This window comes from Frigoribacterium sp. PvP121 (assembly GCF_017833115.1).
Lineage (GTDB): Bacteria > Actinomycetota > Actinomycetes > Actinomycetales > Microbacteriaceae > Frigoribacterium > Frigoribacterium endophyticum.
Window position 1 is genome coordinate 3,075,459 of the sequence record NZ_JAFIBR010000001.1, and the last position, 19,876, is coordinate 3,095,334.

The window sequence follows — 19,876 nt, forward strand, 5'->3', positions numbered from 1 at the left end:
GGGCGCCGTCGGCGGGGACGCACGCCGACTAGGCGAACGCCTCCACGGGCGGGCAGGCGCAGAACAGGTTGCGGTCGCCCCAGGCCTGGTCGATGCGGCGCACCGGCGGCCAGTACTTGCCGCGCACGAGCGACCGGACGGGGTAGACGGCCTCGTCGCGGGTGTAGTCGCGCGACCACTCCCCCGAGATGACCGACTCGGCCGTGTGCGGCGCGCCGCGCAGCGGGCTCTCCTCCACCGACCAGCGACCGGCGGCGACCTGGTCGGCCTCCGCCTTGATCGCGATCATCGCGTCGACGAAGCGGTCGATCTCGGCGAGGTCCTCGCTCTCGGTCGGCTCGACCATGAGGGTGCCGGCGACCGGGAACGACATCGTCGGCGAGTGGAAGCCGTAGTCGACCAGGCGCTTCGCGACGTCGTCGACCGTCACGCCGGTGGCGTCGCGGAGCGGGCGCAGGTCGAGGATGCACTCGTGCGCCACGAGGCCGTTCTCGCCCGAGTAGAGCACCGGGTAGTGCTCGCGCAGGCGGGCGGCGACGTAGTTCGCGGCGAGCACGGCGGCGCCCGTGGCGGCCGTGAGGCCCTCGGTGCCCATCATCCGGACGTAGGTCCAGCTGATCGGCAGGATGCTCGGCGACCCGTAGGGAGCGCTCGAGACGGGGACTCCCGCGTGCGCGAGACGCTCTCCCTCCCCGGCGGCGGAGGCGCCGGTGCGGCGGTCGGCGTGCTGCGCGAGCGGGTGGCCGGGCAGGAAGGGCGCGAGGTGCGCCTTCGCCGCGACCGGTCCGACCCCCGGGCCGCCGCCTCCGTGGGGGATGCAGAAGGTCTTGTGCAGGTTCAGGTGGGAGACGTCGCCGCCGAACTCGCCGAAGCGCGCCACGCCGAGCAGGGCGTTGAGGTTCGCCCCGTCGACGTAGACCTGGCCGCCGGCCGCGTGCACGGCGTCGGTGACCTCGCGGATGTCGTGCTCGTAGACGCCGTGCGTCGACGGGTACGTGATCATCAGCGCGGCGAGGTCGTCGGCGTGCTGCTCGACCTTGGCGCGCAGGTCGGCGAGGTCCACGTCGCCCTGCTCGTTGCAGGCGACGACGACGACGCGGAGGCCCGCGAGGACGGCGCTGGCGGCGTTCGTGCCGTGGGCGCTCTGCGGGATGAGGCACACGGTGCGGTCGACGTCGCCGTTCGCGCGGTGGTAGCCGCGGATCGCGAGGAGTCCCGCGAGCTCGCCCTGGCTGCCCGCGTTCGGCTGCAGCGAGACCGTGTCGTAGCCGGTGACCTCGGCGAGCCAGCCCTCGAGCTGACCGATCATCTCGAGGTAGCCCTCGACGTCGGAGGCCGGGGCGAAGGGGTGGACCCCGGCGAACTCGGGCCAGGTCACCGCCGCCATCTCGGTCGCCGCGTTGAGCTTCATCGTGCAGCTGCCGAGGGGGATCATGCCGCGGTCGAGCGCGTAGTCCTTGTCGGCGAGGTGCTTGAGGTAGCGCATCATGCTGGTCTCGCTGCGGTGGGTGCGGAAGACCGGGTGCGTCAGGTAGTCGGAGGTGCGGAGGGCCGACTCGGGCAGGACCTCGACCCGGGCCGCCGCGTCGACCGGGGGCAGCGCCACGCCGAGCACGTCGGCGACCACCGCGACGTCGTCGCGCGTGGTCGTCTCGTCGAACGAGAAGCGCACGCAGTCGTCGTCGACGGCCCAGAGCAGGTAGCCGCGCTCGTGGGCGCTCGCGACGACCTCGCGGGCCCGGCCGGGCACGAAGACCTGCAGGGTGTCGAAGAACGTGTCGCGCTCGAGCTCGAGGTCGCTGGCCGTGATCGCCGCGGCGAGGTCGACGGCGTGGTCGTGCACGCGCCCGGCGATGTGCCGGAGGCCCCACGGGCCGTGGTACACCGCGTACATCGAGGCCATCACGGCGAGCAGCACCTGGGCGGTGCAGATGTTCGAGGTCGCCTTCTCGCGGCGGATGTGCTGCTCGCGCGTCTGGAGGCTGAGCCGGTAGGCGGGGTGCCCCTCGGCGTCCTGCGAGACGCCGACGAGGCGCCCGGGCAGCTGGCGCTCGAGCCCGGTGCGCACGGCCATGTAGCCCGCGTGCGGCCCCCCGAAGCCCATCGGCACGCCGAAGCGCTGGCTCGTGCCGACGGCGACGTCGGCGCCGAACTCGCCGGGCGCCCGCAGCAGGGTCATCGCGAGCAGGTCGGCGGCGACGACCGCGAGGCCCCCGCCCGCGTGCACGGCCTCGACGACGGGCTCCGGGTCCCACACGGCGCCCGAGGCGCCCGGGTACTGCACGAAGACGCCGAAGGCGGCCGGCAGGTCGGCCGGTGCGGTCGTCGCGAGGTCGAGCTCGACGATCTCGACGCCGACGGCCTCGGCCCGGCCGGCCAGCAGGGCCTTGGTCTGCGGCAGCGCGTCGGCGTCGACGACGAAGACGTCGCTCGGCGCCTTCGACGCGCGGCGGGCGAGCAGCATGCCCTCGACGACGGCCGTGCCCTCGTCGAGCATCGACGCGTTGGCGGTCGTCAGCCCGGTCAGCTCGGAGACCATGGTCTGGAAGTTGATCAGGGCCTCGAGGCGGCCCTGCGAGATCTCCGGCTGGTACGGCGTGTAGGCCGTGTACCAGCTCGGGTTCTCGAGCACGTTGCGGCGGATCACGGCCGGGGTCACGGTGTCGTGGTACCCGAGGCCGATCATGCTGCGGGAGGCGCGGTTGCGGTCGGCGAGCCCGCGGAGCTCGGCCAGCGCCTCCTCCTCGCCGATCGGGGCGGGCAGCACCGAGCCCTCGACGGCGGACGCCTGGATGCTGTCGGGCACCGCGGCGCTCACGAGCGAGGCGACGCTGTCGTGCCCCAGCACGTCGAGCATCGTGCGTTGCTCGGCCGTCGTCGTGCCGACGTGGCGGTCGACGAAGCCCGTCGCGGCGCGGTCGGACCAGTCGCCGAACACGCTGCCCTCGGTCACGGTGCTCATTCGGCGGTCAGGGCGACGTACTCGTCGCGCGAGAGGAGGCCGACCTGGTCGCTCGACGACAGGGTGATCTTGATCAGCCAGCCCTCGCCGAACGGGTCGCTGTTGACGAGGTCGGGGCTGTCGACGACGGCCTGGTTCGCCTCGAGCACGGTGCCGAGCGCGGGAGCGAAGAGCTCGCCGACCGACTTGGTCGACTCGATCTCGCCGACGACCTTCCCGGTCTCGACCTCGGTGCCCTCGGCGGGCAGGTCGACGTAGACGACGTCGCCGAGCTTGTCGGCCGCGTAGTCGGTGATGCCGACGGTGGCGGTGTCGCCGTCGATGAGCAGCCACTCGTGCTCGGAGGTGTACTTCAGGGCGGTGAGGTCGGTCATGGCCGGGCCTTTCGTGGGGGCCGTCGTGCGACGGAGGCGGGGGCTGGGGTCGTGGGGGCGGTGCGGGAGGGCGGTGCGGGAGGCGCGGTGCCGGCCGGGCGGGCCGGCCGCGGCCGGGCTAGGAGCGCTTGTAGAACGGCAGCGGGACGACCGCCGCCGGGATCGCCGTGCCGCGCACGTCGACGGCGAGGCCGGGGCCCCGCTCGACGACCTCGGGGTCGACGAACGCCATGGCGACGGGGTGGCCGAGGGTCGGCGACAGCGCCCCCGAGGTGACCTCGCCGACGACCGTGCCGTCGTCGGTGACCACCGGGTAGCCGGCGCGAGCGGCACGACGGCCCTCGAGCGCGAGGCCGACGAGCACGCGGGCGTCGGGCGCGGGCTCGACGCCGGCCTTGCCGACGAACTCCTTCGAGGTGTCGACGACGCGGCCGAGCCCGGCCTGGGCCGGTCGCACGTCGAGGCCGAGCTCGTGCCCGTAGAGCGGCATGCCGGCCTCGAGGCGGAGGGTGTCGCGGCTGGCGAGGCCGGCGGGCACGACGCCGCGGGGCGCACCGGCCTCGGCGAGCGCCGCCCACAGCTCGGGCGCGGTCTCGGGGTCGAGGTAGAGCTCGAAGCCGTCCTCGCCGGTGTAGCCGGTGCGGGCGATCAGCACGGGCGCGTCGTCGAAGGTGCCCTGCAGCACGCGGTAGTACCGGAGCGTCGACAGCGGCGCGTCGGGCTGGAGGCGGTCGCTCGTGACCAGCTCGTCGAGCACGCCCTCGGCCTCGGGCCCCTGGATCGCGATCAGCGCGGTGTCGTCGCTCTCGTCGTCGACCGTGACGTCGAAGCCGGAGGCGCGGGTCGCGAGGGCGGAGAAGGCCGCGTCGCGGTTCGACGCGTTCGCCACGACGAGGAAGTCGTCGTCGTCGAGCCGGTACACGACCAGGTCGTCGACGATGCCGCCCTCGGCGCTGAGCAGGAGCGAGTACTTCGCGCGGCCGACCGCGATGGTCGAGAGGGTGCCGGCCAGCGCCCGGTCGAGGAAGGGCCCGGCCTCGGGGCCGGAGACGGCGATCTCGGCCATGTGCGAGAGGTCGAAGAGGCCGGCGGCGGTGCGCACGGCGTGGTGCTCGGCGAGGTCGGAGCTGTAGCGGACGGGCATCTGCCAGCCGGCGAAGTCGGTGAAGCTCGCGCCCGCCGCGACGTGGACGTCGTGGAGGGGGCTCAGGCGCTCGTCGGGCTCGTCGGCGGCGAGCGCCTCGGCCTCCGCGCCGTCGACGACCTCGAGGTCGCCGGCGCCGGGGCCGGTCGCGACCCCCTCGGTGCCGTCGTCGCCGGTGACGACGTCGCCGACGGCCTCGGCGCCGACGGGGGCCTCGGGCTCGAGCTCGTCGTCGACGAGGCCGGCGTCGGTGGGGCCGGGGGCGGCGGGCAGGTTCGAGGACGCGTCGGACATCGGACTCCTGGTGGGACGGCCCGGCCGCGGGTGTCGCCGGCCGGGAGCGATGCCGTGCAGCACCTGCACGACGGGGGTGGGCAGCGACCAGCGTCGCTGGTCGCGGCTCCCCCTCTGTCATGGGCCTGAGAGCTTCACCGACCGGGGTCGGCTTTCACCGTGGGCGAGGAGGACGTCGGCCGACCTGACGACGGCGCGGTGCCTCCTGCTTTTCAGAGTGGCCAGTCCGTCGCGGTACGCGTACCTGAGAGATTGGCGGGGAGCTTGCTCCTTCGGTGCCCGGTCGGCGCAGCATCTGCGCACCGGAGCTCTCCCGCGACGTGTTCGTGGCCCGATGTTCGGTTGTGGGTGGCAGCCTACAGGCGGCGTGTGACGAGCAGGTTTCGGAGCCCGTCCCGGCCCGCGCGGTCCCGGCGGGCGGGCCCGCTCAGCCGAGCCGGGCGGCCAGCCAGCGCACCGCGCCGGCCTCGTCGACGTACGCCTCGTCGTCCTCCGCCGCCGCCGCGGCCCGGAGGGTCTCGCGGAACACCGGCCCCGGCGTCAGCCCCGCGTCGATGAGGTGGCGCCCCGTGAGCAGGCCGCGCCCCGGCGTCCGCGGCGTCGCCGCGGAGACCTCGCGCCACGCGTCGGCGGCGCCGCGACGCGACGCCCCGGCCCGCCCGGCCGCGTCCGCGTCCACGACCCGTGCCCAGTCGTCGAGCCCGGCCGGCGCGAGCCGTCGGCGCAGCCGACGCACGGCGGGGCCCGACGGCCGCCCCGACACGGAGACGTGGGCCATGTGCTCGCGGACCACCGGCAGCACCCGCTCCACGACGGCGCGGGGCGCCCCCATCGCGGCGAGCGTGCGCCGGGCGGGGTCGACCCCGGCCTCGGCGTGCCCGAGCGACCGCACGCGCCCGTCGTCGCCGAGCTGCGTGTGCGTGGCCTTGCCGAGGTCGTGCAGCAGGGCCCCGAGCACGGCCACCTCCCGGTCGGCCGGGGCGGTGCCCTCCTCCTCCGCGGCCGTGGCCGCGGCGCGGGCCGCCAGCCCGAGGTGCGTCCACACGTCGCCCTCGGGGTGCCAGACCGCGTCCTGCGGGACGCCGCGCACGGCGGCGAGGTCGGGCCACCTCGTGAGCCAGCCGGTCTGCTCCAGGGCGACCAGCGCCTCCGGCCAGTGGACCGCCCGGCGGGCGAGCTTCCGCCACTCGGCCCAGATGCGCTCGACGGGCAGGTCGGCCGCGGCCGGCAGCAGCTCGCGGCAGAGGGCGGCGGTCTCGGGCGCGACCTCGAAGCCGAGCCGGCCGGCCAGCTGCACCACGCGGAGGCCGCGCAGCGGGTCGTCGCCGAAGTGCTCGGAGACGTGCCTCAGCACGCCGCGCGCGAGGTCGGCCTCGCCGCCGTGCGGGTCGACGAGCTCGTGCGAGACCGGGTCCCAGGCGATCGCCCCGACGGTCAGGTCGCGACGGGCGGCGGCTGCTCGGTCGGCCTCGGCGACGCTCCGGCCCGGCACGAGCGGCTCCGTCGACACCTCGACCTCCTCGCCGTCGACGACGACCGAGACGACGGGGAAGGCCGCGCCGCGGACGGTCACGGGGCCGAGCGGGGCGAGCGCGGCCCCGAGCACGTCGGTCGCGACGTCGCCGTGCGCCTCGAGGTCGAGGTCGCGGGGAGGCTCGGGCGGCAGTCCGCGCTGCGCGGCGAGCAGCGCGTCGCGCACCGTGCCGCCCACCACGAGGGGGCGGAGGCCCAGGGCCGTCAGCACGCCGACGACGGCCGAGGAGGCGCGGGTCGGCACGACGAGGCCCGGTGCGGCCCGGCGGCCGCCCGCGTCGGTCACGCCAGGGGGCCGGTGAACCGGCCGGGGAACGGCACCGGCACGTCGTCGCGCTCGTCGGCCGCGAGCACCGCGTCGCGCACGTGGGCCATGAGCACGGCGATGTCGGGCGGGAGGTGGGCCTGCGAGGCACCGCCGTCGTCGACGACCTCGTCGAGCACCAGCACGCGCACGCCGGCGAGCAGCTCGGGCGGCGAGGGCACGGCCACGTAGGTCGTGCCGGGCAGCAGCAGCCACTCGCGCTGCCAGGGCTGCGACGAGAGCGCCGACAGGTCGCGGCCTGTGCGCGTGACGACCGCGACGAGCGTCGGCCAGCCGAGGTTGTCGGAAGCCACGAGCGGGTCGAGGCTCGCGGGGGTCGGCACCGTGACGCGGAACGGCGTCGCGGGCAGCGCCTCCTCCGCGCTCGAGCGGAACACGACCGCCGGCGACGGCGGCATCGCGAGGGCGGCGGAGACGACGTCGGTGGGCTGCGGCGGGGCGGAGGTCATGGTGCGCCGATCCTGCCACGGACGACGCCCCGGCCGCGGGGTCGCGGTCGGGGCGTCGGGGAGGTGGGGCGGGCGGGGCGGCCTGGGCCGGGCGGGCCGGTGCCGGCGGGCCGGTGCGTCAGGCCTGGGCGGGCGTGCCGGGCTGCCCGGGCTCGGGCGAGCCGGCGGCCTGGTGGGCGGCGACCAGCGCGCGGACGTCGCCGGCGAGCTGGGCCACGCCCTCGGGCAGCATCTCGAAGCCCTCGGCGTTGCCGGGGTTCACGACGAGGCCGGTCTGGGCCGGGATGGCCTGCACGAGCTCGGCGGCGGGCAGCACGGCCGTGTACTGCGCCACGCCCTTCACCTGCTCGCCGACCATGTCGACGTGCGTGAAGGCGGCGAGCATCGGCGTGCCCTCGCGGTCGAACAGCACGGGCTGCAGGTCGTTGAGGGACTCCTGGGCGTCGGTCGCGGTGGGCACCACGACCTGCGAGTTGACGAACTCGGCGAGGACGGAGTTCATGTCTCCCTCCCCTGCCTGGCCCTTGCTGATGGCCTGCTCGAGGGCGGTCGGTTCGCGGTTCTCCGTAGCGGTCATCCGTCGATCCTGCCCGGTCGACCTCCGAGTCGGCTCCGTGGGGTCGGCGCGTCAGCCGACCCGCGCCTCCGCCCGGCCCGCGACGACCGTCGCGTCGCGGTCGTCGTCGCGGTCCACGCGGGTGGCGAGGCCGGCCGCGGCCAGCAGGGCCTCCGTGGCGTCGGCCTGCGCCTCGCTCGTCTCGACCAGGAGGCTGCCGCCGGGGGCGAGCCAGGCCCGCGCCTCCCCCGCGATCCTCCGGTGCAGGTCGAGGCCGTCGGCGCCGCCGTCGAGGGCGAGGGCGGACTCGTGGAGGCGCGCCTCGGGCGGCATCGTCGCGATGACGCCCGTCGGGACGTACGGCGCGTTGGCGACCAGCACGTCGACCCGGCCGAGGAGGCGCGGGGGCAGCGGCCGGAACAGGTCGCCCTCGAGCACGGAGGCGCGGTCGCCGAGGGTGAGCCGGGCACGGCCCACCGCCGCGGGGTCGAGGTCGGCCGCGACGAGGTCGAGGCCGGGGCGGCGGCGCAGCAGGGCCGCGGAGACGGCGGCGACGCCGCAGCAGAGCTCGACGACGACGGGGCGGGCGGGGGCGCCGCGGCGGACGGGGGCTCCGGCGCCCGTGCCGTCGAGGAGGGCGTCGGCGACGTCGACGAGCAGCTCGGTGCGGCGACGCGGGACGAACACCCCCGGCACGACGGGGACGCGCAGGCCGTCGAAGGACGCCCAGCCGAGCACCTGCTCGAGGGGCTCGCCGGCGACGCGCCGACGGACCATCGCCTCGCGCTCGCCGCCGGTCGCGGCCTCGACGAGCAGCCGGGCCTCGTCCTCCGCGAAGACGCAGCCGGCGGCGCGCAGGCGGTCGACGACGTGCTGCTCGTCGCCCCGCCCCGCCCGCTGCTCGACCACGCCGCCAGCGTAGGCCCCGGGGTGCGGCGGAGCCGGGCCGCGTAGGCTCGCAGCACCGACGGCCCGAGGGAGAACATGAAGCCGCTGACCGAGTCCGACATCCGCGAGTCGTTCGTCAACGCCCTGCCGGGCGACCTGGACCGCCTGCCCATCCCCGGCCTGCACGAGATGCTGTGGAGCGAGCGCGAGTTCCTCGGCTGGCGCGACCCGCAGGCCCACCAGCGCGGCTACATCGTGCACTGGGTCGACGACCGCCCGGTGGGCCTCGTCGTGCGCTCCTCCGGCGCCTCGCTCCGCCCCGGCATCGCCGCGATGTGCTCGCTCTGCCACTCCCCCCAGCCGGCCACGCAGGTGCGGCTCTTCACGGCGCCGAAGGCGGGCGAGGCGGGAGCCAACGGCGACACCGTCGGCACCTACATCTGCGAGGACCTCGCGTGCTCGCTGCTGATCCGGGTCGCGCCGCCGCACCTCAACCCGCCCGAGCAGATCGACCGGCGGGCCGCGGGCCTCACCGAGCGCGTCCGCGGATTCACGGCGAACGTCATGAAGACGGCCTGACCACCGCCCTATCGTCGAGGAGGCGCGGTGCCGGTCGGTGCCGCGCCCCACGAACCGCAGAGGGAGACCCCGTGTCCGTCGTCAAGATCAACGCCATCCACGTGCCCGAGGGGGCCGGCTCCGAGCTGGAGTCGCGCTTCGCCGCCCGCAAGCACTCGGTCGACGGGGCCCCCGGCTTCGAGGGCTTCCAGCTGCTGCGCCCCGTCGCGGGCGAGTCGCGGTACTTCGTCGTCACGACCTGGGCCGACGAGGAGTCGTTCCGGGCGTGGTCCGAGACGGGCGCGAAGGCCGCCCACGCCGGGCCTCCCGCGGGCGGCTCGCCGGAGGCGGCCGCGGGCGGTGCCGAGGCCCCGCGCCGGCCCGTCGCCTCGGGCGCCGACCTGCTCGAGTTCGAGGTCGTCGACCTCTAGCCCGCCTCGACCGACCCGCCGAGGCACCACGTCCTCGCACCGGAACCAGGCCGCGGCGTGGTTCGCGTGCGAGGACGTGGTTCGTCGGCATCGTTTGGCGGACGAGGGCTGACGGGCCGGGTGGCTCGACGTCGAACTGCCGTGCCCTGCGTCCCCAGTGGACTCCAGGGTTCACGCGTACCCTGCTGCCCAGTCGCCGACCCGTCCGGGTCGACCCGAGAGGTGCCGTCACCATGAAGAAGTCCGCCCGCTGGATCACCGCCGCGGCCGTCCCGGTCGCCGTCGTCGCCGCCGGGGTCGTCGTGCCCGCCGTCTCGGCGAACGCCGAGGTCTCGCTGCCCGACAAGTCGGCGTCGCAGATCCTCCAGATGGTCGCGGGCAGCTCCGACGCCGCGTTCTCCGGCACCGTCGAGCAGACCAGCGACCTGGGCCTGCCCGAGCTGCCGGCCTCCGCCTCGCGCGGCGGGTCGGGCGACTCCGTCTCGCAGGCCCTCGAGCTGCTGACCGGCAGCCACACCGCCCAGGTCTTCGTCGACGGGGCGTCGAAGCAGCGCGTCCAGGTCGTGGAGGACCTCGCCGAGCGCGACGTCGTGCGGAACGGCGACAGCGTCTGGGCCTGGGACAGCAGCACGAAGGAGGCGACGCACGCCACCCTGCCGGAGCACGAGGCCCGCGAGCTGCCGAGCACGCTGCCCGACGGCACCGCGGTGCCGCAGACGCCCGCCGAGCTCGCCGACGCCCTCGTGGCCGCCGTCGAGCCCAGCACGACCGTGACCACGAGCGACGACGTCTCCGTCGCCGGCCGCGACGCGTACCAGGTCGTCCTCACGCCCGACGACGCCTCGACGCTCGTCGGCAGCGCCACGCTCACCGTCGACGCCGCGACCGGCGTGCCCCTCAAGGTCGTGGTGGCCGCGAAGGGCCAGGCCGACCCGGCCTTCTCGGTGGGCTTCACCGACGTGGACTTCCGGGCCCCCGACTCCGACGTGTTCGACTTCACGGCGCCCGCGGGCGCCGACGTGACCGAGGTGACCCCGCCCGCCGAGGGCTCCGGCCACGACGGCCACGGCTCCGACGCGCAGGGCGAGCGCCCCACCGTCGTGGGCTCGGGCTGGAGCACCGTCGTCGGCCTACCGGCCTCGACGTCGACCTCCGTGGGGGTGGGCGGCCAGCCGGCTGACCAGGCCGAGGGAGACGCGGGCGACGCCGCCGCGCTGCTCGACCAGGTGACCACCGCCGTCGACGGCGGCCGCGTGCTGCAGACCTCGCTGGTGAGCGTCTTCCTGGCCGACGACGGCCGGGTGTGGGTGGGGTCCGTGGACGCCGACGCCCTCCGCACCGCCGCCGCCGGCCGGTGACCGACAGCCCGGCGACCGACGCCGCCGCCGAGGCCCCCGCCGACGACGCCCTCGCGATCGAGACGCGGGGGCTCAGCAAGGCCTTCGGCCGGCAGCGCGCCGTGGCCGACGTCGACCTCGCGGTGCCGCGCGGCAGCGTCTACGGGTTCCTCGGGCCGAACGGCTCGGGCAAGACGACGACGATCCGCATGCTGCTCGGCCTGACCTCCGCCAGCGACGGCGAGGCGCGCGTGCTCGGCGAGTCGATGCCCGAGCGGTCGCGCGACGTGCTGCCGCGCGTCGGCGCGCTCGTCGAGGGCCCGGCCTTCTACCCCTTCCTCTCCGGCCGGGCGAACCTCGCCCGCCTCGACTCGGGCGACCGGAGCGCGCCCTCGGCGACTCGCCGGGCCCGCGTCGGCGCCGCGCTCGACCGTGTCGGCCTCGGCCACGCCGCCGACAAGAAAGCCCACGCCTACTCGCTGGGCATGAAGCAGCGCCTCGGCCTCGCCGCCGCGCTGCTCATGCCGCGCGACCTGCTCGTGCTCGACGAGCCGAGCAACGGACTCGACCCGCAGGGCACGCGCGAGGTGCGCGGCCTCATCCGCTCCCTGGCCGACGAGGGCACGACGGTGTTCGTCTCGAGCCACCTCCTCGCCGAGGTCGAGCAGATGTGCACCCACATCGGCGTGATGAGCGCCGGTCGCCTGCTCACGCAGGGCACGCTCGACGACCTGCGCGCCCTCGGCGCCCACCGGGTGCGGCTGCTGACCCCCGACCCCGGGCGGGCGCGCGAGGTGCTCACCCGACTGGGCCTCGCGCCCGACGAGGTCGGCGCCGCACCGGGCACCGGGCCGACGCACGTCGAGGCCGAGCTGCCGCAGCCCGGGCCCTCGCCCGAGTCGATCGTCGCCGCCCTCGTGGCGGCCGACGTGCGCGTGCGCGGCTTCGAGGTCGCGGGCGCCAGCCTCGAGGACCGCTTCGTCGACCTGACCGGGGAGGGCTTCGATGTCGCCGGCTGACGCTCCCGCCCGCCCCGCCCGTCGGGGCAGCGGCCTCGCGCTGCTCGGCAGCGAGGTCGCCGTGCTCTTCCGGCGCGTGCGCACGATCGCGCTGCTCGCGGCGCTCGCGCTCATCCCCGTGCTGCTCGCCGTCGCCGTGCGCGTCACGACCGACGGACCGGGCGGCGGCGGCGGCGGGGGGCCAGCCTTCCTCGGCGACATCACGCAGAACGGCCTCTTCGTGTCGCTCACGGCGCTCACCGTGGCGATCCCGCTCTTCCTGCCGCTCACCGTCGGTGTCGTCGCGGGCGACACCGTCGCCGGCGAGGCGAGCCTCGGCACCCTCCGCTACCTGCTCGTGACGCCGGTGGGGCGGGTGCGCCTGGTGCTCGTGAAGTACGCGGGCGCGGCCCTCTTCTGTCTGGTGGCCACCCTCGTCGTGGTGGTGTTCGGCGCGATCGCCGGCGCCGCGCTCTTCCCGGTCGGGCCGGTCACCCTGCTCTCGGGGCAGACCATCGGGGTGGGCGACTACGTCGGCCGCCTGCTGCTGATGGCGCTCTACGTCACCATCTCGCTGCTCGGGCTCAGCGCGATCGGCCTGTTCGCGTCGACGCTGACCAGCGTGCCGGTGGGCGCCATGGCCGCGACCATCGTGCTCTCGACCGTGGCCCAGATCGTCGACGCCCTGCCGCAGCTCGACGCCCTCGACCCGTGGCTGTTCACCCACTACTGGCTCGGCTTCGCCGACCTGATGCGCGACCCCGTCTCGTGGGGGAACTTCGCCGACAACGCCCTGCTGCAGGCGGGCTACGTCGCCGTGTTCGGTGCGCTGGCGCTCGGCCGCTTCACCACGAAGGACGTGCTCAGCTGAGCTGAGCCGGTGGGGCCCCGCTCAGAGGCCGAGGGCCCCGGTCGGCAGCACGGCGTGGACGCCCCAGGTCTGGTTCGCGACCTGGGTGACCCGCAGGTCGACGACGGCGCTCGCGAAGGCCAGGGCCGTCGCCCGGTCGACGTCGAGCAGCACGGCGAGCCAGGTCACCATCGCGTCGAGCGCGTCGCCGGTCGCGACGTCGAGGTCGGCGTCGAACCCGAAGGTGACGCGCCCGGCCGGGGTCTCGGCGTGCACGCCGTCGAGCGGGCGGTCGTCGACCAGGTCGATGCGCACCTCCGTCGTCATGGGGCACTCGACCGCCGTGCCGCCGACCTCGCCGTCGCCCTGCGCCGCGTGGCCGTCGCCGAGGTAGAGCAGGGCGTCGTCGACCTGCACGGGCAGGTAGAGGATCGAGCCCGCGATCAGCTCGCGGCAGTCGATGTTGCCGCCGGCCGTGGTGCGCGGCGGCGTCGTCGCGTGCTCGCCCGGCTCGGCCGGCGCCACCCCGGTGACGCCGAGGAAGGGCGCCGTGGGCACGGTGAGGCCCCGGCTCTCGGTGGCCGTGCCGGCGTCGGCGTCGATCTCCCAGAGCAGCCAGGCGGGCTCGACGTCGGCGAGGCCGAGGCGGGTGGTCACGGGGGTCTCGCGGCCGCCGGCGACCGTCCAGCCCCACTCGCCGGGCCGGAGGTCGACGAAGGTGACGGCGAGCAGCTGGCCGGGGCGTGCCCCGCGGACGGCCACGGGCCCGGTGAGGGCGTGGCCGCGGGCGGGCTCGAACATCCGCGGGCGGAGCTCGCCCGGCGTCGTCTGGCGCTCGAGGTGGCCCGAGGCGTCGAGCGAGCCCACGACGACGGTGTCGCCGGGGTCGACCGTGAGCACGGGCCGGTGGTCGCGCGAGTAGACGTCGTTCGTCGTCTCGCGCGTGGGGTCGAGGCGGTGGGCGGTCACGCGATGCCCTCCCCCGCGCCGGGCGCGGGCGTGGCCCGGGCCGAGGCGGCGACCGCCGTCGCCCCGCCGACCGCGGTCGCGCGAACGGGGACGACCACCGGCGGCGTCGCGCGGAGCTCGTCGACGACCTCCGCCGGGGCCGTCCGGCTGAGGTAGCCGATGCGCGACTCGCGCACGTGCCAGCCCATCAGCTCGGCGGCCCGGTCGGGGTCGCCGGCGTCGATCGCCGAGAGGATGACCCGGTGGTCGGGCCAGAGCCGCTTGCCGCGCGAGAAGGTGTCGAGGGCGTAGAGCCACTCGATCTTGCGGGAGAGCTGCCGCAGGAGGGTCGCCAGCGTCATGCTGCCGCTGAGCTCGGCCACCCCGATGTGGAACCGCTCGTTGAGCTCGACGAGCCGGTCGAGGTCGCCGACCTCGATGGCGGCGTCGCCGTCGTCGAGCAGCTGCTCGAGGCCGCGGCGCACGCGCTGCCAGTCGTCGGCCGGCTCGTCGCGCGTGAAGAGCTGGCGCGCCCGGGCCGCGGCTCGCCGCGCGGTGGAGATCTCGAGGGCCTCCCGCACCGCGAAGAGGTCGTCGGCCTCGTCGACGGGGATCTCCGCGACCCGTGACCCGACGTTCGGCCGGGACTCGACGAACCCCTCCGCCTCGAGGCCGCGCAGGGCCTCGCGCACCGGCACGCGCGACACCCCGTAGCGCTCGGCGAGGGCCGCCTCGGTGATGCGCGTGCCGGGCTGGAGGGCCCCGGCGACGATGTCGGCGCGCACGGCGTCGACGATGCTCAGCACGGCGCCCCCGCTCGGGCGGGCGGCATGGGGTCAGACGGCCAGGCTGGCACCGGGGATCGCTCCTAGGAGGTGGTGGGTGTACTCGTCGGTCGGCGAGAGGAAGACGTCGTCGACGCTGCCCCGCTCGACGATGCGGCCGCGCCGCATCACGACCACACTATGGGCGATCTGCCGCACCACCGCGAGGTCGTGCGTGATGAAGAGGTAGCTGAGGCCGAGGCGCCCCTGCAGCTCGGCGAGCAGCTCGAGGATCTGCTCCTGCACGAGCACGTCGAGGGCCGAGACGGCCTCGTCGCAGATCAGCAGCTCGGGCTCGAGCGCCAGCGCCCGGGCGATCGCCACCCGCTGTCGCTGGCCGCCCGAGAGCTCGCCGGGGCGGCTCTGCGCCACCGAGCGGGGCAGGGCGACCTGGTCGAGCAGCTCGGCCACGCGCGCCCGGCGCGAGGCACGGTCGCCGACGCCGAAGACGCGCAGCGGCTCGTCGACCAGCCGCTCGACGCTGTAGGTCGGGTCGAGCGAGCCGTACGGGTCCTGGAAGACGGGCTGCACCCGTCGTCGCAAGGCCCGACGCGCGGCTCCCCGGCTGGCGGTGATGCCCTCGCCGTCGATCAGCGCGGTGCCCGAGGTGGCCGGCTCGATGCCGAGCACGATGCGCGAGAGCGTCGTCTTGCCCGAGCCCGACTCGCCCACCACCGCGGTCGTGGTGCCCCTCGGCACCTCGAACGAGATGCCGTCGACGGCGCGGACGGTCTCGCCGCGGCGACCCCGGAGCGCGTACTCCTTGACCAGGTCGCGGACCACGAGGATGGGGTCGACCCGCGCCTCCTGACCCTCCTGGCCCACCGGCTCCTCGGCCCGCAGCGCGGCGGCGGCCGCGACGGTGGGGGCCGCCGCCACGAGGCGCTTCGTGTACTCGTGCTGGGGGTCGAGCAGGATCTGCCGGGGCGTGCCCTGCTCGACGACGCGGCCGTCGAGCATGACGACGATGCGGTCGGTGCGGTCGGCGGCGACGCCGAGGTCGTGCGTGATGAAGAGCAGCGACGTGCCGTGGGCGTCGACGAGGGTCTGCAGGTGGTCGAGGATCTGCCGCTGCACGGTGACGTCGAGCGCGCTGGTCGGCTCGTCGGCGATCAGCAGCTCCGGGTCGCGGGCCAGGGCCACGGCGATCAGCACGCGCTGGCGCATGCCGCCCGAGAACTCGTGCGGGTACTGCCCCGACCGGCGCTCGGCGTCGGGGATGCCCGCCTCGGTCATCAGCTCGACGACGCGCCGCGCGACCGCGGCGCGGCCGCGCGCTCCCCCGGCGCGGAGGGCGTCGGCGACCTGCGCACCGACGGTCATCGAGGGGTTGAGGTTGGTCGACGGGTCCTGCGGCACGAGGCCGATGCGCGCCCCGCGCACGGAGCGCATGCGCGCCTCGCCCGCCCCGGTCAGCTCGTCGCCGCCGAGGTGCACGCTGCCGCCCGTGACGTGGCCGGCGCCCGGCAGCAGCTGCAGCACCGCGGCGACGACGGTCGACTTGCCCGAGCCGGACTGGCCGACGATGGCGACCCGCTCACCGCGGGCGACGTCGAGGTCGACGCCGTGCACGACGTCGCGGTCGCCGAACGCGACCCGCAGCCCGCGCACGGCGAGCAGGGGCTCGGCGGGCGCGGCGGGCGGGCCCGCGGCGCCGGTCGGGGTGGTCACGCGGTCAGCGTCCTGCGGCATAGGCCTGTGCTCCTCGGGGGTTGGCGGCGGCGCCCAGCACGCCGGTCGCGGGGTCTCGGGTGACGCTCGACAGCCGGCCGAGCGACCAGTCGCCGGCGCGGGTGACGACGTGCCCCCGGCGCTCGAGCTCGGCGATGACGTCGTCGCCGAGGCGGTCCTCGACGACGACGCCGCCGGGCGTCCAGGTGCGGGGCCAGAACGAGCCGGGGAAGGCGGTGGTGTGCAGCGCGGGCGCGTCGATCGCCTGCTGCGGGCTCCAGCCGCCGACGAGGGTGCGCAGCAGCCAGAGCAGCTGCCACTGGTCCTGCTGGTCGCCGCCGGGCGAGCCCAGCGCCGCGACCGGCTGGCCGTCGCGCAGCACGAGCGTGGGCGTCAGCGTGGTGCGGGGGCGGCGGCCGGGCTCGAGGGTCGAGGCCGTGCCCTCCTCCAGCCACGACATCTGCAGGCGGCTGCCGAGGCAGAAGCCGAGCTCGGGGATCGTCGGCGACGACTGCAGCCAGCCCCCCGACGGCGTCGCCGAGACGATGTTGCCCCAGCGGTCGACGACGTCGATGTGGCACGTGTCGCCGCGCGTCTCGCCGCTCGGCGCGACGTCGGGCTCCGCGCCCGGCTGGCGCGCGTCGTCGGCGGGCACCGCGGCGAACGAGCCGACGGTGGGCTCGCCGACTCCGCTGGCCGTGGTCTCGTGGTCGGTGCGCAGCGTCGGCAGCCGACCCGCGACTCCCGCCCCTCCGGGGTCGCCCGGCCGCAGCTCGAGCGAGGCGGCCGGCCCGATCAGGGCGCGGCGCTCGGCCGCGTAGCCGGGCGACAACAGCCGGTCGAGCGGCACGTCGCGGTCGCCGTACCAGGCCTCGCGGTCGGCCATCGCGAGCTTCTGCGCCTCGATGATCGTGTGCGCGCCGTCCGCGGTCGACGGGTCGAGCAGCTCGTCGGGCAGCGGGTCGAGCATCGCGAGCACCTGCAGCAGCGCCGGGCCCTGGCCCCACGCGCCGGTCTTGGCGACGACGTGCCCGCGGAACTCGACGGTCGCCGCCTCCTCCGTCGAGGCCCGGAAGGCCGCCAGGTCGGAGGCGCGGATCACGCCCGCGTGGTCGCCCCCGGTCGAGTGCCGGTGCGGGGCCCGCACGAACGCGTCGACCGAGCGCGCCACGAGGCCCTCGGCCCACTCGGTGCGGGCGGCGTCGACGCGGGCGCGACGGGCGGCCTCCCCGGCGGCGGGGCCTGCGCCCTCCTCGGCGACCGGCACCGCGCCTCCCGCGCTCACCAGCCCGTCGAGCACCCGGGCGTACGCCTCGTTGGTCACCAGCGAGCCCGGCTCGGGCGGGGCGCCGTCGACGAGCCAGCGGTCGGCCGACGTGGGCCAGTGCTCGGTGAAGAGGTCGGCGACGGCCGCGATGGTCTCGCTGACGCGGGCGGTGAGCGGGTGGCCGTCGCGGGCGTAGCCGACGGCGTAGGCGAGCACGTCGGCGAGCTCCCACGTGCCGTGGTCGCGGAGCAGCAGCAGCCACGCGTCGACGGCGCCGGGCACGGCCGCGGCGAGGGCGCCCGAGCCGGGCACGAGGTCGAGGCCCTCGGCGCGGTAGTGCTCGACCGTCGCGGCCGCGGGTGCGGGGCCCTGGCCCATCAGCACGACGGGGCGGCCGGGCTCGTCGGCGGTCGCGAAGACCGCCGTCATGTCGCCGCCGGGGCCGTTGAGGTGCGGCTCGACGACGTGCAGCACGAAGGCGCCCGCGACGGCGGCGTCGAAGGCGTTGCCGCCGCGCTCGAGCACCGACTGGGCCGAGGCCGTCGCGAGCCAGTGGGTCGAGGCCGTCATGCCGACGGTGCCCCGCAGGTCGGGCCGGGTGGTGAACGTCGGAGGCGCGGTGTAGGTCACGGGGTCAGTTCCGTTCACGGGAGGTCGGGTCGAGGGCGTCGCGGAGCGCGTCGCCGACGAGGTTGAAGCCGAGGCAGATGACGGCGATGGCGAGGCCCGGCACGACGGCGGCGAACGGGGCGTTCGCGAGGTACTGCTGCGCGTCGGAGAGCATGATGCCCAGACTGGCCGTCGGCGGCTGGATGCCGAGCCCCAGGAACGACAGCAGCGCCTCCCCGATCACCGCGACGGGCATGATCACGGTCGCCTGGACGATGATCGCCGAGACGCAGTTCGGCAGCACGTGCGTGAAGATCACGCGGAGCCCGGTGGCGTCCATGGTGCGGGCGCTCAGCACGAAGTCGCTCGAGCGGATGCGGAGCGTCTCGCCGCGCACGACGCGGATCATCGTCGGGATCTGCGCGATGCCGAGCGCGACCACGGCGTTGCCGAGGCTCGGCCCGCTGATGGCGGCGAGCGCCACCGCGATGATGAGGAAGGGGAAGGCGAGCATGACGTCGGTCAGCCGCGAGACGATCGCGTCGAGCCAGCGCCAGTACCCGGCGACGAGGCCGAGCGGGGTGCCGACGACGACCGCGAGCAGCACGCTGAGCACGCCGACGACGAGCGAGACGCGGATGCCGTAGACGGTGCGCGAGAGGATGTCGCGGCCGAGGTCGTCGGTGCCGAGCAGGAACCCGACGGTGCCGGGCAGCTGGAAGGGCGTGTCGAAGTGCACCTCGGCGGGGCCGTAGGGGGCGATCACCGGGGCGAGCACGCCGGCGACGACGACGACGAGCAGCATCACGGCGCCGGCGACGCCGAGCTTGTTGCGCCGGAGCTGGCCCCAGACCCGGCCGCGGGCCGAGCCGAGCTCGTGGGTGGGGGGCACGAGGACGGTCATCAGGAGGCTCCTCCGACTCGGATGCGCGGGTTCAGGACGCTGTAGAGCACGTCCACCACGAAGTTGATGAGGATGTAGCCGAGGGTGATGACGATCACGACGGCCTGCACCACCGGGTAGTCGCGGGTGAAGACCGCGTCGAGGGTGAGCTTGCCGAAGCCCGGCAGCGCGAAGATGCGCTCGGTGACGACGGCGCCCGAGATGAGCCCGCCGAGCTGCAGGCCGACGATCGTCACGACCACGATCATCGAGTTGCGGAGCCCGTAGCGGAGCAGCACGCGGCCGCGGCCGAGGCCCTTCGCCCGGGCGGTGCGGACGTAGTCGGTCGTCATCGTCTCGATCATCGACGCCCGCGTCTGCCGCATGATGACGGCGGCGAGCGACGTGCCGAGGATGAGCGCCGGCAGCGTCAGGTGCACGAGCGCCTGCCACGGGTCGTCGCTGACGGGCACGTAGCCGGAGGCGGGGAAGAGCCCCAGCCCGACGGCCAGCCACAGGATGGCCAGGATCCCGAGCCAGAAGTTCGGCACGCTGAGCCCGACGAGGGCGGCGGCGTTGGCCATCCACTCGGGCCAGCGGCCGCGCCAGCGCTCGGCGACGACGCCCAGGGCGACCCCGACGACGACGGCCACGACGATGGCGTAGAGCGCCAGCCACAGGGTCACCGGCAGGGTCGCCCCGATCAGCTCGGTGACCGGCGTGCCCGTGCGGGTGGACTGCCCGAGGTCGCCCCGGAGGAACGCGCCGGCGAAGCGCAGGTACTGCACGACGAGCGAGTCGTCGAGCCCGAGGTCGGCGCGGATGGCCGCGACCTGCTCGGGGCTCGCCTCCTCACCCGCGAGGGCGAGGGCCGGGTCGCCCGGCAGCTGCCGCACGCCGAGGAAGACGACGACCGAGGCGAGCACGAGCGTCACGGCCGACTGCCACAGGCGGGTGAGGAGGTAGCGCGTCATG

General features: G+C 75.6%; 18 protein-coding genes and 2 riboswitches. Of the genes, 5 read left to right on the forward strand and 13 right to left on the reverse strand.

What is annotated here, in order from left to right; genetic code table 11:
- Window positions 1–28: 28 nt before the first annotated feature.
- The 7 genes from gcvP to JOE43_RS14360 all read right to left on the reverse strand — a co-directional run bounded on the left by gcvP (window position 29) and on the right by JOE43_RS14360 (window position 8,546).
- Window positions 29–2,857 carry an aminomethyl-transferring glycine dehydrogenase gene (gene gcvP, locus JOE43_RS14330; RefSeq protein WP_245187723.1) on the reverse strand — a complete coding sequence of 943 codons (2,829 nt, stop codon included), beginning with the start codon at window positions 2,855–2,857 and terminating at the stop codon, window positions 29–31.
- Window positions 2,858–2,958: 101 nt separating this feature from the next.
- Window positions 2,959–3,336 (reverse strand): glycine cleavage system protein GcvH, encoded by a 378-nt coding sequence (gene gcvH / locus JOE43_RS14335; protein ID WP_167259769.1) that lies wholly within the window; start codon window positions 3,334–3,336, stop codon window positions 2,959–2,961.
- 118 nt (window positions 3,337–3,454) lie between these two features.
- Complete coding sequence (gene gcvT, locus JOE43_RS14340; protein ID WP_209518630.1) at window positions 3,455–4,774, reverse strand: glycine cleavage system aminomethyltransferase GcvT; 1,320 nt, start codon at window positions 4,772–4,774, stop codon at window positions 3,455–3,457.
- 107 nt (window positions 4,775–4,881) lie between these two features.
- A riboswitch (glycine riboswitch) is annotated at window positions 4,882–4,995 on the reverse strand.
- Window position 4,996: 1 nt separating this feature from the next.
- Window positions 4,997–5,100, reverse strand: a riboswitch (glycine riboswitch).
- Window positions 5,101–5,201: 101 nt separating this feature from the next.
- The gene (locus tag JOE43_RS14345) at window positions 5,202–6,593 is read right to left on the reverse strand and encodes an HD domain-containing protein (protein ID WP_209518632.1); all 1,392 of its coding nucleotides are present in this window, start codon (window positions 6,591–6,593) and stop codon (window positions 5,202–5,204) included.
- Window positions 6,590–7,081 (reverse strand): hypothetical protein, encoded by a 492-nt coding sequence (locus JOE43_RS14350; protein WP_209518634.1) that lies wholly within the window; start codon window positions 7,079–7,081, stop codon window positions 6,590–6,592. Before JOE43_RS14350 ends, JOE43_RS14345 begins: the two co-directional genes overlap by 4 nt.
- A 118-nt stretch (window positions 7,082–7,199) precedes the next feature.
- Complete coding sequence (locus JOE43_RS14355) at window positions 7,200–7,658, reverse strand: SseB family protein (RefSeq protein WP_082514536.1); 459 nt, start codon at window positions 7,656–7,658, stop codon at window positions 7,200–7,202.
- A 51-nt stretch (window positions 7,659–7,709) separates the two neighbouring features.
- On the reverse strand, window positions 7,710–8,546 hold the full coding sequence (locus JOE43_RS14360) for a putative protein N(5)-glutamine methyltransferase (protein ID WP_307803388.1): 837 nt from the start codon (window positions 8,544–8,546) through the stop codon (window positions 7,710–7,712).
- A 75-nt stretch (window positions 8,547–8,621) separates the two neighbouring features.
- On the opposite strand from JOE43_RS14360, the gene JOE43_RS14365 reads away from it, so the two are divergent.
- The 5 genes from JOE43_RS14365 (at window position 8,622) to JOE43_RS14385 (ending at window position 12,720) form a co-directional block, all read left to right on the forward strand.
- Window positions 8,622–9,104 (forward strand): FBP domain-containing protein, encoded by a 483-nt coding sequence (locus JOE43_RS14365; protein WP_056056592.1) that lies wholly within the window; start codon window positions 8,622–8,624, stop codon window positions 9,102–9,104.
- A 71-nt stretch (window positions 9,105–9,175) separates the two neighbouring features.
- Window positions 9,176–9,514: an antibiotic biosynthesis monooxygenase gene (locus JOE43_RS14370; protein ID WP_209518636.1), complete on the forward strand. Its 339-nt coding sequence runs from the start codon at window positions 9,176–9,178 to the stop codon at window positions 9,512–9,514.
- 233 nt (window positions 9,515–9,747) lie between these two features.
- A complete protein-coding gene (locus tag JOE43_RS14375; protein ID WP_209518638.1) occupies window positions 9,748–10,872 on the forward strand; it encodes a DUF2092 domain-containing protein in 1,125 nt (374 codons plus the stop codon).
- Window positions 10,869–11,870: an ABC transporter ATP-binding protein gene (locus JOE43_RS14380; protein ID WP_209518639.1), complete on the forward strand. Its 1,002-nt coding sequence runs from the start codon at window positions 10,869–10,871 to the stop codon at window positions 11,868–11,870. Before JOE43_RS14375 ends, JOE43_RS14380 begins: the two co-directional genes overlap by 4 nt.
- Window positions 11,857–12,720, forward strand: coding sequence for an ABC transporter permease (locus JOE43_RS14385; protein WP_209518642.1), 864 nt, complete (start codon window positions 11,857–11,859; stop codon window positions 12,718–12,720). Before JOE43_RS14380 ends, JOE43_RS14385 begins: the two co-directional genes overlap by 14 nt.
- A 21-nt stretch (window positions 12,721–12,741) precedes the next feature.
- On the opposite strand, the gene JOE43_RS14390 is transcribed toward JOE43_RS14385, so the two are convergent.
- The 6 genes from JOE43_RS14390 to JOE43_RS14415 all read right to left on the reverse strand — a co-directional run bounded on the left by JOE43_RS14390 (window position 12,742) and on the right by JOE43_RS14415 (window position 19,875).
- A complete protein-coding gene (locus JOE43_RS14390; RefSeq protein WP_209518644.1) occupies window positions 12,742–13,668 on the reverse strand; it encodes an acetamidase/formamidase family protein in 927 nt (308 codons plus the stop codon).
- A complete protein-coding gene (locus tag JOE43_RS14395; protein ID WP_307803389.1) occupies window positions 13,665–14,453 on the reverse strand; it encodes a GntR family transcriptional regulator in 789 nt (262 codons plus the stop codon). Before JOE43_RS14395 ends, JOE43_RS14390 begins: the two co-directional genes overlap by 4 nt.
- A gap of 30 nt (window positions 14,454–14,483) precedes the next feature.
- Window positions 14,484–16,163 carry an ABC transporter ATP-binding protein gene (locus JOE43_RS14400; protein ID WP_209518645.1) on the reverse strand — a complete coding sequence of 560 codons (1,680 nt, stop codon included), beginning with the start codon at window positions 16,161–16,163 and terminating at the stop codon, window positions 14,484–14,486.
- Complete coding sequence (locus JOE43_RS14405) at window positions 16,147–17,979, reverse strand: gamma-glutamyltransferase family protein (RefSeq protein ID WP_209519270.1); 1,833 nt, start codon at window positions 17,977–17,979, stop codon at window positions 16,147–16,149. The genes JOE43_RS14400 and JOE43_RS14405 overlap by 17 nt, the downstream gene beginning before the upstream one ends.
- Window positions 17,980–18,043: 64 nt before the next feature.
- Window positions 18,044–18,922, reverse strand: a complete 879-nt coding sequence (locus tag JOE43_RS14410; RefSeq protein ID WP_209518646.1) for an ABC transporter permease — start codon at window positions 18,920–18,922, stop codon at window positions 18,044–18,046.
- Window positions 18,922–19,875 (reverse strand): ABC transporter permease, encoded by a 954-nt coding sequence (locus JOE43_RS14415; RefSeq protein WP_209518648.1) that lies wholly within the window; start codon window positions 19,873–19,875, stop codon window positions 18,922–18,924. Before JOE43_RS14415 ends, JOE43_RS14410 begins: the two co-directional genes overlap by 1 nt.
- Window position 19,876 lies beyond the last annotated feature (1 nt).

What these genes read in the sequence shown, in the direction of transcription:
- JOE43_RS14365 (WP_056056592.1), top strand. Translation starts at nt 8,622, where the DNA reads ATGAAGCCGCTGACCGAGTCCGACATCCGCGAGTCGTTCGTCAACGCC.
- JOE43_RS14400 (WP_209518645.1), bottom strand. Translation starts at nt 16,163, where the DNA reads ATGCCGCAGGACGCTGACCGCGTGACCACCCCGACCGGCGCCGCGGGC.
- gcvP (WP_245187723.1), bottom strand. Translation starts at nt 2,857, where the DNA reads ATGCTCGACGTGCTGGGGCACGACAGCGTCGCCTCGCTCGTGAGCGCC.
- JOE43_RS14405 (WP_209519270.1), bottom strand. Translation starts at nt 17,979, where the DNA reads ATGACGGCCTCGACCCACTGGCTCGCGACGGCCTCGGCCCAGTCGGTG.
- JOE43_RS14375 (WP_209518638.1), top strand. Translation starts at nt 9,748, where the DNA reads ATGAAGAAGTCCGCCCGCTGGATCACCGCCGCGGCCGTCCCGGTCGCC.
- JOE43_RS14355 (WP_082514536.1), bottom strand. Translation starts at nt 7,658, where the DNA reads ATGACCGCTACGGAGAACCGCGAACCGACCGCCCTCGAGCAGGCCATC.
- JOE43_RS14350 (WP_209518634.1), bottom strand. Translation starts at nt 7,081, where the DNA reads ATGACCTCCGCCCCGCCGCAGCCCACCGACGTCGTCTCCGCCGCCCTC.
- gcvH (WP_167259769.1), bottom strand. Translation starts at nt 3,336, where the DNA reads ATGACCGACCTCACCGCCCTGAAGTACACCTCCGAGCACGAGTGGCTG.
- JOE43_RS14415 (WP_209518648.1), bottom strand. Translation starts at nt 19,875, where the DNA reads ATGACGCGCTACCTCCTCACCCGCCTGTGGCAGTCGGCCGTGACGCTC.
- JOE43_RS14385 (WP_209518642.1), top strand. Translation starts at nt 11,857, where the DNA reads ATGTCGCCGGCTGACGCTCCCGCCCGCCCCGCCCGTCGGGGCAGCGGC.
- JOE43_RS14410 (WP_209518646.1), bottom strand. Translation starts at nt 18,922, where the DNA reads ATGACCGTCCTCGTGCCCCCCACCCACGAGCTCGGCTCGGCCCGCGGC.
- gcvT (WP_209518630.1), bottom strand. Translation starts at nt 4,774, where the DNA reads ATGTCCGACGCGTCCTCGAACCTGCCCGCCGCCCCCGGCCCCACCGAC.